We start from the raw sequence: 13,410 nt of genomic DNA, 5'->3' as shown, positions 1-13,410 counted from the left end.
GCCGTTTTTACTCCGCCGCCAGTTCCTGCTCCACCAGTGTTGCCCAGAAAGCGACGCCGGGAACGATTGCCGCGTCGTTGAAGTCGTAGGAGGTGTTGTGGTGCAGCGCGCCATCCACCGCGGGGCCGTTGCCGAGCCAGACGTAGCAGCCGGGGGCCTCGCCCGCGAAAAAGGCGAAGTCGTCGCCGGCGGTCGAGGGCGGGAAGGCGGTGCGGGATTTGTTGCCGAAGACGGTCTTGGCGGCTCGGAGCGCCCGTTTCGTCGCATCGGCATCGTTGATGACGGGCGGAATGCGGCGGATGAATTCATAGCTTGCCTCGATGCCGAACATCGCCGCCGTACCCTTGGCGAGCCTGCCGATTTCCGTTTCAAGCTGGCTGCGCACCTCAGGCGCGTAGGCGCGTGCGGTGCCGCCGATTTCGACGAGATCGGGAATGACGTTGAGCGCCTTGGGGTCACCCGCCTGCACCGAGCAGGCGCTGACGACGGCAGGTTGCAGCGGATCGACGACGCGGCCGACGATGGTTTGCAGCGAAGCGAGGAAGGTGCCCGCCGCCGTTACCGGATCGCGGCCGAGATGCGGCTTGGCGCCATGGGTGCCGATGCCCTTGAAGGTGACGCGCCAGCTGTCTGAAGAGGCCAGCTGTGGGCCTTCCACCACGGCCATCTCGTCGAGCCCAAGCCCCGGCATATTGTGCAGGCCATAGACCGCATCGCAGGGGAACAGCGTGAAAAGCCCGTCCTCCACCATTTTCTTCGCACCGCCACGGCCTTCTTCGGCCGGCTGGAAGATGAAATGCACGGTGCCGGAAAAATCGCGGGTCTTTGCGAGGTAACGCGCGGCACCAAGCAGCATGGCGGTGTGGCCGTCATGTCCGCAGGCATGCATCTTGCCGGGAAATTTCGATTTATAGGGCCGGTCGGGCACCTCAGGCATGGCAAGCGCATCCATGTCGGCGCGCAGGCCGATGCTGCGGGTGCCGTTGCCAACCTGTAGCGTGCCTACCACGCCGGTGCCGCCAAGGCCGCGATGCACCTTCAGCCCGGCGCGCTCGAGAAGATCGGCGACGATGGCGCTGGTTCTCTCCTCTTCGAAACCCAGTTCCGGATGCGCGTGCAGATCATGACGAAGCTCCGTCAGGAATGGCAGGTCCTCGCCGATGCGATCCAGCAGTCTCATGGGAAGCTTGTCCTTGAATATGGGAAAAACCCGCGTCATAGGTGGGTTTGTCCGAATGCCTGTTGCTTTGTTTCCGTTCTAGCGGAAAAAGCCAATGAAATGAACCCGCCGCGTATTCGCGGTTGTTGAAATGCCTGATGTGCTGAACGGGATCGGCGCGACCGAAAACCGCGTCCGCCTTGCGCGATCCCGATCCTGAAAGGAAAACCGATGCCGCCATCCGCATCGCCTGCCGCCCATTCTCCCGCCGCGCCGCATGAGTTCTGGCAGGATATTCTTCCGCCCGCCACCTTCGATACGGCAGGTCCGCATTCCACCTTCTTTCCGGCGGAACTGGATGATGGAAGGCAGATCTGCCTGCCCATCCGGCCGCTTGCGGACGGGGAGCATGCGCTGGCATCGCTCATCGTCAATCAGGCGTCGTTCGCGGTGCTGGAGGCGCTGGCCGCCGATCTCGCCGCCAAGCTCGCGCCCTTCAAACCGGATGTCGTTATCGGCCTGCCGACGCTGGGCTTGACGCTCGCCGCCGCCGTTGCCCGGCATCTCGGCCATTCCCGTTACGTGCCTCTCGGCACCTCGCGCAAATTCTGGTATCTGGAGGAACTGTCGGTGCCGATGTCCTCCATCACCACCCGGCAGGAAAAACGGCTCTATATCGATCCGCGCATGCTGCCGCTCATCGAGAACGGGCGGGTAGCGCTGGTGGATGACGTGATCTCCAGCGGCAGTTCCATCATATCAGGTCTTGCGCTTCTCGCTGCCTCCGGCATCCGGCCCGCCGTCATAGGCGCGGCCATGCTGCAATCGGATCGCTGGCGGGAAAAATTCGCCGCTTTCGGGCCGGAATGGCCGGAGCGGGTGAGGGGCGTTTTCGCCACGCCGCTGCTCACCAAAGCGGAAGACGGCTGGCGCGCCTGACGAAGCGCAAATTCCGGCAAAAGGCAAGTGGTGATAATTTCACCGCTGCCTAATTTGTGTCTTGCGAAGCTCGAAGAGATCGTCCTAAGATCGGCTCCGACAGACAATAGCGGTCGGCGAATAATGCGCCGGTTTGCTTTCGCGCGGTGTCATCCCGGCGTCTGCCCGCCCCGTTTTGTTCTTTCCGATGACTGGAATTTCTTCCCATGCATGCAGTGTTCGACGGTCATAATGATGTGCTGCTTCGGTTGTGGCGCAACAGCAAGGCCGGTGCCGATCCGGTGGCCGAATTCAAGAATGGTACGCGGGAAGGCCATATCGATGGCCCCCGTGCAAGGGCAGGCGGTCTCGGCGGCGGCATCTGCGCCATTTATATTCCTTCCGGCGACCTTATTCTGCAGGAACCGGATGAAAGCGGCCATTACAACACGCCGCTCGCCGCTCCGCTGGAGCGCCTGCCTTCGCTGGATATCGCCATGGAGAAGGCGGCGATTGCGCTGAGGCTCGATCGCGCCGGCGCCTGGCGGCTGTGCCGCTCCACGGCCGATATTCGCAAGGCCTTTGCCGAGGATATTTTCGCCGCGGTGCTGCATATGGAAGGTTGCGAGGCAATCGGCGCCGATCTCGACGCGCTGGAGGTGTTTTACGCCGCCGGCCTGCGGTCGCTCGGCCCGGTCTGGAGCCGGCACAATATTTTCGGCCACGGCGTTCCTTTCTCTTACCCCATGTCGCCAGATACGGCGCCCGGCCTCACCGATGCCGGTTTTGCGCTGGTGAAGGAGTGCAACCGGCTCGGCATTCTCATCGATCTCGCGCATATCACCGAAAAGGGCTTCTGGGATGTGGCCAAGACCACCAACCAGCCTTTGATCGCCAGCCATTCCAATGCGCATGCGCTCACCCCGGTTGCCCGCAATCTCACCGACAGGCAGATGGATGCCATCAAGGAGAGCGGCGGACTGGTCGGCCTCAACTACGCCGTGACCATGCTCAGGGCAGATGCGCGCGACATTGCCGACACGCCGCTTTCCGACATGGTGCGCCACATCGACTACATGGTGGAGCGCATGGGCATCGATTGCGTGGCGCTGGGATCGGATTTCGACGGCGCGACGATACCCGTCGGCGTTGCTGATGCGAGCGGCAATCACAATCTGGTTGCGGCGCTGAAATCGGCGGGCTACGGTGATGGAGAACTTGCTAAAATATGCCGGGAAAACTGGCTGCGCGTCTTATCCCAGGCCTGGCATGAGGCCGCCTGAGAACACATAAAAGCGAACGAAATCAATCTTATAACAAAAGGGGAGATCCTATGATCAAATCGCTCAACAAATCCATGCGTATTCTCAGCACCAGTGCTGCCCTGTCGCTGATGATGCTGTCTGCGCCGCACGCTTTTGCCGCCACGCCGGCCGATACGCTGGTGGAAGGTTTCGCCATCGACGACATCATCACGCTCGATCCGGGTGAGGCATTCGAACTCTCCGCCGCCGAAGTCACCGGCAACACCTATAGCAAGCTGGTTTCCATCGATCTCAACGACACGTCCAAGGTTATCGGCGATCTCGCCGAGAGCTGGACGACCTCCGAGGATGGCCTGACCTATACGTTCAAGCTGAAATCCGGCCTGAAATTCGCCTCCGGCAATCCGGTCACCGCTGACGACGTCGCCTTCTCCTTCGAACGCGCCGTCAAGCTCGACAAGTCGCCCGCATTCCTGCTGACGCAGTTCGGCCTCAAGGGCGACAATGTCACCGAAAAGGCGAAGGCTGCGGATGCAAACACCTTCGTTCTGACGGTCGACAAGCCCTATGCGCCGAGCTTCGTGCTGAACGTGCTCACCGCAACTGTCGCTTCGGTGGTCGACAAGAAGCTCATCACCGAAAAGGCGAAGTCGGTCACGCCGAGCGCCGATTACAAATACGACACGGATTTCGGCAATGAATTCCTGAAGACGGGTTATGCGGGTTCCGGCCCCTACAAGATCCTCGGCTGGAAGGCCAACGAAGCGGTCATTCTGGAAGCCAACCCGAATTATTACGGTGAGAAGCCGAAGCTGAAGCGTGTGGTCTATCGCCACATGAAGGAAAGCTCCGGCCAGCGTCTGGCGCTTGAAAATGGCGATATCGATGTTGCCCGCAACCTTGAGCCCGGTGACATGGAAGCCGTTTCCAAGAAGGAAGGCCTCGCCGTCACGTCTGCGCCCAAGGGCACCGTTTATTACTTCAGCCTCAACCAGAAGAACGAGAACCTGAAGAAGCCCGAGGTCATCGAAGCCTTCAAATATCTCGTCGATTATGACGCGATCGGTGAGACGATCATCAAGGGCATCGGCGAAGTTCACCAGACCTTCCTGCCGAAGGGCCAGCTCGGCGCGCTTGATGAGAACCCCTACAAGCTCGACGTCGCCAAGGCGAAAGAGCTTCTCGCCAAGGCCGGCCTGAAGGACGGCTTCACCGTGAGCATGGATGTGCGCAACACGCAGCCGGTGACCGGCATTGCCGAAAGCGTGCAGCAGACGCTGGCGCAGGCTGGCATCAAGCTCGAAATCATCCCGGGCGACGGCAAGCAGACGCTGACCAAATACCGCGCCCGCACCCATGATATCTATATCGGCCAGTGGGGTTCGGACTATTTCGACCCGAACTCGAATGCGGAAACCTTCACCATCAACTACGACAATTCCGATGAGGGCAAGAACAAGACGCTCGCCTGGCGCAATGCCTGGGACGTTCCTGATCTGACCAAGGAAACCCAGTCGGCGCTTTTGGAGAAGGATAGCGCCAAGCGCGCCGCCATCTATGAAAACCTGCAGAAGGAAGTTCTGGCGAAGGGTCCCTTCGTCATCATCTTCCAGCAGACCGAAGTGGCCGGTTACTCGAACAAGCTCAAGGGCCTGAAGCTCGGACCGAGCTTCGACACCAACTACGTCTATACGATCTCCAAGGAATGATCCGGAAGGATCGGTCGCTTGAGCATCGTTGAAACGAACAGCCGGGCGAGGCAGGGCAAACGCCGTGCCAACGCCCGTGTGAAAGTCGTTCTCGGCTTCGCCGTCACCGTCATCACCACCTTTCTGGGGCTGATGGCGGTCACATTCTTCATTGGCCGTGTGGTGCCGATCGATCCCGCATTGGCGATCGTCGGCGACCGCGCGCCTGCGCATGTGGTCGAACGCGTGCGTGAGCAGCTCGGCCTCAACCTGCCGCTCTGGCAGCAGTTCTTCCTTTATCTGAAGCAGGCGCTGTCTGGCGATTTCGGCACCTCCGTCCTCACCACCAATCCGGTGATGGAGGATATCAAGCGGGTGTTCCCGGCGACGATCGAGCTTGCCACGATCGGAACGATCATCGGCGCCGTCTTCGGCATTCCGCTCGGTGTTCTCGCTGCCGTCAAGCGCGGCAGCTTTGCCGATCAGGTGGTGCGGGTCATCGGTCTTATCGGTTATTCCGTGCCGATCTTCTGGCTCGGGCTTCTGGCGCTGCTGGTGTTTTACGCCCGGCTGCAATGGGTCGCCTATCCCGGCCGAATGGATATCGTCTATGAATTCACCTTCACACCGATCACGGGCTTTTTCCTGATCGACGCGATCTGGCAAAGGCAATGGGACGTGTTGTGGGATCTTTTCCGCCACATCATCCTGCCGGCCTCTCTGCTCGGCTATTTTTCGCTGGCCTATATCAGCCGCATGACGCGTTCCTTCATGTTGAACGAGCTCGCCCAGGAATATATCGTTGCGGCCCGCGCCAAGGGGCTTTCGGAAACCCGCATCATCTGGTTCCACGCGCTGCGTAATGCCGCCGTGCCGCTGGTGACGGTGATTGCGCTCTCCTATGCCGGTCTCTTGGAAGGTTCGGTGCTGACTGAAACCATCTTTGCCTGGCCGGGCCTTGGCCTCTACATCACCAATTCCCTGCAGAATGCGGATATGAATGCCGTTCTCGGCGGCACGATCGTGATTGGCGCCATCTTCGTCGGCATCAATCTCTTTTCCGATCTGCTTTACCGGACGCTCGACCCAAGGACGCGCAGCCGATGACGATTTCGACCGACACACTCAAACCCTATAGCCGCGAATGGCTGCTCTCCGACCGGCCGGCCTCGCGCAAGCAGGCGCGTCTTGGCCGTGCTTATGTCATCTGGCGGCGGTTTTCGGAAAACCGGCTGGCGTTGCTCGGCCTCGGCATCATTGTTGCGCTGCTGTTCGTCGCGCTGTTTGCCAATGTGCTGGCGCCGCATAATCCGGTGCAGGGCGATCTGCGCAATGCCCGGCTTCTGCCGCCCGGCACTGCCGGTTATCTGCTCGGCACCGACGACCAGGGGCGCGATATTCTCTCGCGCCTCATCCACGGTTCGCGGCTGACCCTGTTCGTGGTGCTGCTGGTGGCCATCATCGCGGCGCCCATCGGGCTCATCGTCGGCACCGTCTCGGGTTATGCCGGCGGCTGGGTGGATGCCGTTCTGATGCGCATCACCGATATCTTTCTGGCCTTTCCGAAGCTGGTTCTGGCGCTGGCGCTGGTGGCCGCACTGGGGCCGGGCATTGAAAACGCGGTGCTCGCCATCGCGGTCACCTCATGGCCGCCCTATGCGCGTATCGCGCGCGCTGAAACCATGACCTTCCGCAATTCCGATTTCATCGCGGCGGTGAAGCTCATGGGGGCCTCGCCCTTCCGCATCGTCCTGAAACACGTCATGCCGCTTTGCATGTCGTCGCTCATCGTGCGCGTCACGCTCGATATGGCGGGCATCATCCTCACCGCCGCAGGTCTCGGCTTCCTAGGCCTTGGCGCGCAGCCGCCGTTGCCGGAATGGGGCGCGATGATCGCTTCGGGGCGTCGTTTCATCCTCGACCAATGGTGGGTTGCGGCCATGCCCGGCGTGGCGATCCTCATCGTCAGCCTCGGTTTCAACCTGCTGGGTGATGGGTTGCGCGATGCGCTTGATCCCAAGGAGGCGGGCCAATGAGTGCGCCGTTTCTGACCGTTCAGAACCTGCGCGTTTCTTTCCCCACTCGCACCGGGCTGGTGGAGGCGGTGCGCGGTGTGTCCTTCACGCTTGGGCGCGAACGCCTCGGCATCGTCGGCGAATCCGGCTCCGGCAAGTCGCAGACGGGCCGCGCCATCATGGGGCTGACGCCGAAAAGCGCGCGCATCGAGGCCGATGCGCTCCGTTTCGGCGATATCGACCTGCTCAAGGCGTCCGCAAAGGAGCGGCGGATCATGCGCGGCAAGCGCATGGCCATGATCCTGCAGGACCCGAAATATTCGCTGAACCCGGTCATGACCATCGGCCGTCAGATCATGGAAACCTTGCGCACCCATGAAAAGATCGGCGGCAGCGAGGCGCGCCAGCGCACGCTTGCCATGCTCGAAGCGGTGCAGATCCGCGATCCCGAGCGCGTCTTCGATCTCTATCCGCATGAGGTCTCCGGCGGTATGGGCCAGCGCGTCATGATTGCCATGATGCTGGTCTGCGGCCCGGAACTGTTGATCGCCGACGAACCCACCTCGGCGCTCGACGTCACGGTGCAGCTCGAAGTGCTCGACATTCTCGACAAGCTGGTGCGCGATCGTGGCATGGGGCTGATCTTCGTCAGTCATGATCTGAGGCTCGTCTCCTCCTTCTGTGACCGCGTTCTCGTCATGTATGCGGGCAAGGTGGTGGAAGAGCTTTCTTCCGCCAATCTGAAGGAAGCGAAACACCCCTATACGCAGGGGCTTTTGAACTGCCTGCCGGAAATTGGCGGCCACCGGCATCCGCTGCCGGTTCTGGAACGCAAGCCGGAGTGGCGCGCATGAGCACAGTTCTTTCTATCAGAGACATGGTGGTCGATTTCGACGGTTACATCGCGCTCGACAGCGTCAGCATCGATGTGGCCGAGGGTGAATCCTTCGGCATCGTCGGCGAATCCGGTTCCGGCAAGTCGACCCTGCTGCGCGCCATTGCCGGCCTCAACCATTTCGACGAAGGTTCGTTGATGGTGGCCGGGCGCTCCTATTCGGGCAAACACCGTGACAAGAGCTTCTACAGCGATGTGCAGATGGTGTTTCAGGACCCTTACGGTTCCCTCCACCCGCGCCAGACGGTGGATGCGCTGCTGCTCGAACCGCTGGTCATCCACGGTCTCGACAATCGCGAAGAGCGTATTGCCCGCGCGCTGGATGAAGTCGGCCTCGGTTCCGGTTTCCGCTTTCGCTATTCGCACCAGCTTTCCGGCGGCCAGCGCCAGCGTATCGCCATTGCCCGTGCGCTGATCGTCGAGCCGAAAATCCTGCTGCTGGATGAGCCGACCTCGGCGCTCGACGCTTCCATTCAGGCGGAAATCCTCAATCTGCTCGAACAGGCCCGCAAGGATCGTAACCTTACCTTCGTCATGGTCAGCCACGATCTCGGTGTCATCAGCCATATGTGCGATCGCCTGGCGGTGATGAAGAGCGGCAAGGTGGTGGAAATGCTGGAAGCAGAGGCGCTGGAAAGCCGGGAATTCAGCGCGGATTATACCCGCCAGCTGCTGGTGGCGAGCGAGGGTTTCAAGCGCGTTTGATTGGCGAGACGGTGCGGCCTGTTTCTTCTCCCCGCCTGGGAGAAGAAACAGGCGGCGCGCTTTCGTTCCACAGGTGATCTTCCCGGGCGAAGTATTCTCTCATCGCGCTGCGATGATATGGTGAACCGCCACACCGGCATTTCCGCAACAGGTACCCACCCCATGCAATTGCGCGCCTTGATGTATTTCGACGAACTCGTCCGCACAAATTCCATGCGCGCTGCGGCGGAGAACCTGAATGTCGCGCCGACGGCGGTGAGCCGGCAGATTGAAAACCTCGAATATTATTTCGGTTCGCCGCTGGTGGAGCGCTCCAGCAGGGGCGTGAAGTTGACGGCAGCGGGGGAGCTGCTCGCCGCCCGCGCCGGCAAGACGCTGCGCGAACTCGACCATGTGCACCAGCTGATAGACGATCTCAAAGGCCTGCAGCGCGGCCGGGTCACGGTCTATGCCAATGGCGCTACGGTGGCGAACCTTCTGGCGCCGGTGCTGGCGCAGTTCAGCCTGAAATATCCAAAACTGCGTTTCGAGGTGCATATTACCAGCGCCCGGCAGGCGATGGAGGCGCTGGGTGCGGCGGAAGCGGACCTTGTCGTCAGCCTGTTTGCGCCAAAACTATCAGGCGTCAAGGTGCGTTCGCGCACCCGCATCAGTTATGATGTCATCTTCCCCGCTGGCCACGCGCTCGCCGCCCAGCCGGAAGTCTCGCTGAAGGAACTGGCGGGCCTGCCGCTTGCGCTGCCGGACAAGAGTTTTGCCGCGCGTCAGGCCTTCGATACGCTGTTTGCCGATGCGGGCATCGAACTTGACCCTGTCTTCATCACCAGCTCGCTGGAAATGCTGAAGGAACTGGTGCTGGGCCATGCCGCCGCCACGCTGTTGCCGGCGCTTTCGGTGGCGCGTGAAATCCGCAGCGGCCAGATGGTCGCCGTTCCGCTCTCCGGCAAGAAGGGCATCCACACCCAGATCGATCTCTGTGTTGCTCCCGACCGGCAATTGTCCTTCGCCGCCTCCAAGCTTGCCGATTTCATCGAGCGCTTCATGCGCGAGGCGACGGCGGGATAAGCGAGACGGTTTGGCCTTTCCGCCCGGAAGGTTGATTTCCATCCGCATTTCCGTGTAGCCATTTCAGCTACACGGAGCACACAAAAATCGAGATTGTGTGTGCGCCTGCAACATGACACTCTTTTTGCAACGGGTGGTCTTTGGAAGGGCAAAAATGCCCCGGCCGCCAGACAGGGGACAATGATGCCACGCATTTATCTTTCGCAGGCGGCAACGCTTTCGCGCCGCGCCGCGCTGAGCCTCGCACTGGGCACGGCGCTTTGGCTGCCGCTTTCGATAACGGCGGCGGATGCCGCGCCGAAAACCGCGCTGACGCTTGGCATGGCCGTCGAGCCCGCCGGGCTCGATCCGACCATTGCCGCCCCCGTCGCCATCGGCCAGGTCACCTGGCAGAATATCTTCGAAGGTCTGGTGACGATCGACCGCGAAGGCAAGGTTAGGCCGCAGCTTGCCGAAAGCTGGGAAATTTCCCCTGATGGCAAGACCTATACATTCAAGCTGCGCAAGGGCGTCACCTTCCATGACGGCGAGGCCTTCGATTCCTCCGTTGCGAAATTTTCGCTGGATCGGGCGCGCGGCGAAAGCTCGGTCAATCCGCAGAAGCGCTTCTTCGCCGCCATCGACAGTATCGAGACCCCGGATGCCGCAACGCTGGTGCTGAAGCTGAAGCAGCCGGCCGGCAGCCTTCTTTACTGGCTCGGCTGGCCGGCATCCGTGATGGTGGCGCCGAAAAGCGCTGAGAATAACCGCACCACGCCCGTCGGCACCGGCCCGTTCAAATTCGTGAACTGGGCCAAGGGCGACAGGGTCGAGCTGCAGAAGAACGACGGCTATTGGGACAAGGCCGTGGCGGTCAAGCTGGACAAGGCGACCTTCCGTTTCGTCTCCGACCCGCAGGCGCAGGCGGCGGCGCTGAAGTCAGGCGATATCGATGCCTTTCCGGAATTCGGCGCGCCGGAGCTGATGACCTCCTTTGAGGGCGACAAACGCCTTGGCACCTTCGTCGGCAATACCGAACTGAAGGTCGTGGCCGGCATGAACAACGCCCGCAAGCCCTTTGATGACAAGCGCGTGCGCCAGGCGCTGATGATGGCGGTGGATCGCGGCACCGTCATCGAAGGCGCATGGTCCGGCTTCGGCACGGCCATCGGCAGCCATTACACCCCGAATGACCGCGGTTACATCGATACGACAGGAGTGCACCCCTACGATGTCGACAAGGCGAGGGCGCTGCTTGCCGAAGCGGGTTATCCTGACGGGTTCAGCTTCACCATCAAGGCGCCGCAGATGGCCTATGCCCAGCGGACCTCGCAAATCCTGCAGGCGATGTTTGCCGAAATCGGCGTGACGATGACCATCGAGACGACCGAATTTCCGGCGAAATGGGTGGCGGATGTCTTGAAGGGCGCGGATTACGACATGACCATCGTTGCCCATGCGGAGCCGATGGATATCGATATCTATGCGCGCGATCCCTATTATTTCAATTACAGGAACCCGGCCTTCAACGAGGTCGTCGGCAACGTTGAAAAGACGGCGGATGCGGCCCAGCAGGAAGCGCTTTACGGCGACGCCCAGAAAATCCTCGCAGAAGATGTGCCGGCACTTTACCTTTTCGTCATGCCGAAGCTCGGCGTGTGGGACAAGAAGGTGAAGGGGCTTTGGGAAAACGAACCCATTCCCTCGAATGTGCTGACGGATGTGCATTGGGAAGAGTGACGTTTGTCGATACCGGTTTCTTCCGTCATGCCGGACTTGATCCGGCATCCAGCCAGCCCAAGTCCTTCGGCTGAAAGGGCTCTCTCCGCCGCGCAGACGCGCGCCGGCTGGATTCCGGCTCGGGGCCGGAATGACGGGAGAGAGGTGACTGGACGCTCGACCACAGGTGAAACAAAGCAAGGAGAAGGTGCCAGATGTTAGCCGTCCTCATCCGGCGTCTCGTCAGCCTCGTCATCACGCTGTTTGCCGTTTCCCTCATCATCTATGTCGTCATGGGCCTGCTGCCGGGCGATCCGGCGGCGATCATGCTTGGCACGTCCGCCAGTCCGGATACGCTCGCTGCACTGCAGAAGCAGATGGGTCTCGATCAGCCGCTGCCGCTGCGTTATCTCCATTGGCTCGCCGGCGTGTTTCAGGGCGATCTCGGGCAATCCTATACCTATGGCGTGCCGGTGGCGGGGCTGATCCTCGAGCGGCTGGCCGTCACCCTGCCGCTTGCGCTGCTGGCAGTCTGCCTGTCTGTCGCCATCGCCATTCCACTCGGCGTGGCGGCGGCGCGGAACCGTAACGGAGCGCTGGATTTTGTGGCCGGGCTGTTTTCCCATGTGGGCATCGCCGTGCCCGGTTTCTGGGTCGGGCTGCTGCTCATCATCGTCTTTTCCACCACGCTCGGCTGGATGCCGGCGGGCGGATTTCCCGGCTGGACGCCGAGTTTTTCAGCGGGTCTTATGGCGCTCATCCTTCCGGCGGTCGCGCTGGCGCTGTCGCAGGCCGGCGTTCTCACCCGCGTCTGCCGTTCCGCCGTGCTTGAAGTGATGAACGAGGATTTCGTGCGCACCGCCCGCGCCAAGGGTTTGAGCGAGCGGGTGGCGCTGTGGCGGCATGCGGTGCCGAACGCGATGATCCCTGTTGTCACCATGATCGGCCTGCAATTCACCTTCCTTATCGCAGGCGCGGTGCTTGTCGAGAATGTCTTCAATCTTCCGGGCCTTGGGCGGCTTGCCTATCAGGCGCTGACCCAGCGCGATATCGTCGTCATGCAATCCGTCGTGCTGTTCTTTTCGGCGCTCGTGATCATCATGAATTTCGTGGTCGATATCGCCTATCTCCTCATCGACCCCAGACTGCGGGCAGGTGCGCGATGATGCGATTGATCCGCCGCCGCCCTGCCTTTGCCGTCGGCATCGCCGTTACGATCTTTCTGGTCGCAGTCGCCCTGTTGTCGCTGGTCTGGACACCGGTATCCCCCACAAAGATGCAGATCGTCCAGAAGCTGAAATCGCCATTCGTCTATGGCGGCCTCGGTACGGATCATTTCGGCCGCGACGTGTTGTCCATGCTGATGGCGGGTGCGTGGAACTCGCTGTCCACCTCCATCGCCGCCGTCGCCATCGGCGCATCTATCGGCACGGCCATCGGCGTTGCGGTCGCGGCGCTGCGCGGTTTCACCGAAACCGTGGTCATGCGCGTCTGCGATATCATCTTTGCGGTGCCGCCGATCCTGTCGGCCATGATGCTCGGCGCCTTCATCGGCACGGGGCGCTTCACCGCCATCATCGCCATCGCCACCTTCATGGTGCCGGTCTTCGCCCGGCTGACGCTGGGGGCGGCGCTGCAGATATGGTCGCGGGAATATGTCACCGCCGCCACCAGCATCGGCCAGAACCGTGCCCGGATCACGCTTTTCCATATCGTGCCGAATATTTCCAACCAGATCATCGTGCAGGTGACGATCCAGCTCGGCCTTGCGATATTGACGGAAGCAGGACTTTCCTTCCTCGGTCTCGGCATGCCGCCGCCCGCCGCCACCTGGGGGCGAATGCTCGCGGATGCGCAGACCTATCTCGGCACAGCGCCGTGGCTCGCCATCATGCCCGGCCTTGCGATTGCGCTCGCCGTCTTCGGCCTCAATCTTCTCGGCGATGGCCTGCGCGATCTGCTGGACCCGCGCGATACTAGCTGACCGCTCAAGAAAGCTGTC

12 protein-coding genes are annotated in these 13,410 nt (G+C 61.4%); 11 read left to right on the top strand and 1 reads right to left on the bottom strand.

Annotated features, from left to right (window positions below):
* Positions 1-7: 7 nt before the first annotated feature.
* Positions 8-1,180 carry a M20 aminoacylase family protein gene (locus AC5I5B_RS23135; protein WP_031234007.1) on the bottom strand — a complete coding sequence of 391 codons (1,173 nt, stop codon included), beginning with the start codon at positions 1,178-1,180 and terminating at the stop codon, positions 8-10.
* A gap of 210 nt (positions 1,181-1,390) precedes the next feature.
* On the opposite strand from AC5I5B_RS23135, the gene AC5I5B_RS23130 reads away from it, so the two are divergent.
* The 11 genes from AC5I5B_RS23130 (at position 1,391) to AC5I5B_RS23080 (ending at position 13,392) form a co-directional block, all read left to right on the top strand.
* The gene (locus AC5I5B_RS23130; RefSeq protein ID WP_174054601.1) at positions 1,391-2,098 is read left to right on the top strand and encodes a phosphoribosyltransferase; all 708 of its coding nucleotides are present in this window, start codon (positions 1,391-1,393) and stop codon (positions 2,096-2,098) included.
* A 206-nt stretch (positions 2,099-2,304) separates the two neighbouring features.
* Complete coding sequence (locus tag AC5I5B_RS23125; RefSeq protein WP_113076505.1) at positions 2,305-3,360, top strand: dipeptidase; 1,056 nt, start codon at positions 2,305-2,307, stop codon at positions 3,358-3,360.
* 50 nt (positions 3,361-3,410) lie between these two features.
* On the top strand, positions 3,411-5,051 hold the full coding sequence (locus AC5I5B_RS23120) for an ABC transporter substrate-binding protein (protein WP_003504752.1): 1,641 nt from the start codon (positions 3,411-3,413) through the stop codon (positions 5,049-5,051).
* A gap of 18 nt (positions 5,052-5,069) precedes the next feature.
* A complete protein-coding gene (locus AC5I5B_RS23115; protein WP_495752857.1) occupies positions 5,070-6,137 on the top strand; it encodes an ABC transporter permease in 1,068 nt (355 codons plus the stop codon).
* Positions 6,134-7,066, top strand: coding sequence for an ABC transporter permease (locus AC5I5B_RS23110; protein ID WP_003504757.1), 933 nt, complete (start codon positions 6,134-6,136; stop codon positions 7,064-7,066). Before AC5I5B_RS23115 ends, AC5I5B_RS23110 begins: the two co-directional genes overlap by 4 nt.
* Positions 7,063-7,899, top strand: coding sequence for an ABC transporter ATP-binding protein (locus AC5I5B_RS23105; protein WP_174054602.1), 837 nt, complete (start codon positions 7,063-7,065; stop codon positions 7,897-7,899). The genes AC5I5B_RS23110 and AC5I5B_RS23105 overlap by 4 nt, the downstream gene beginning before the upstream one ends.
* Positions 7,896-8,645 (top strand): ABC transporter ATP-binding protein, encoded by a 750-nt coding sequence (locus AC5I5B_RS23100; RefSeq protein ID WP_099086888.1) that lies wholly within the window; start codon positions 7,896-7,898, stop codon positions 8,643-8,645. The genes AC5I5B_RS23105 and AC5I5B_RS23100 overlap by 4 nt, the downstream gene beginning before the upstream one ends.
* Before the next feature lie 162 nt (positions 8,646-8,807).
* Complete coding sequence (locus AC5I5B_RS23095; protein ID WP_035212791.1) at positions 8,808-9,710, top strand: LysR family transcriptional regulator; 903 nt, start codon at positions 8,808-8,810, stop codon at positions 9,708-9,710.
* Positions 9,711-9,893: 183 nt separating this feature from the next.
* Positions 9,894-11,429: an ABC transporter substrate-binding protein gene (locus AC5I5B_RS23090; RefSeq protein WP_080865052.1), complete on the top strand. Its 1,536-nt coding sequence runs from the start codon at positions 9,894-9,896 to the stop codon at positions 11,427-11,429.
* Positions 11,430-11,623: 194 nt separating this feature from the next.
* Positions 11,624-12,574: an ABC transporter permease gene (locus tag AC5I5B_RS23085; RefSeq protein WP_087746719.1), complete on the top strand. Its 951-nt coding sequence runs from the start codon at positions 11,624-11,626 to the stop codon at positions 12,572-12,574.
* A complete protein-coding gene (locus AC5I5B_RS23080) occupies positions 12,571-13,392 on the top strand; it encodes an ABC transporter permease (protein ID WP_003504774.1) in 822 nt (273 codons plus the stop codon). The genes AC5I5B_RS23085 and AC5I5B_RS23080 overlap by 4 nt, the downstream gene beginning before the upstream one ends.
* Positions 13,393-13,410 lie beyond the last annotated feature (18 nt).

The organism is Agrobacterium sp. (assembly GCF_059499945.1).
The sequence above is the reverse complement of the archived record's forward strand: the minus strand, read 5'-3'. Positions and strand labels throughout refer to the sequence as shown.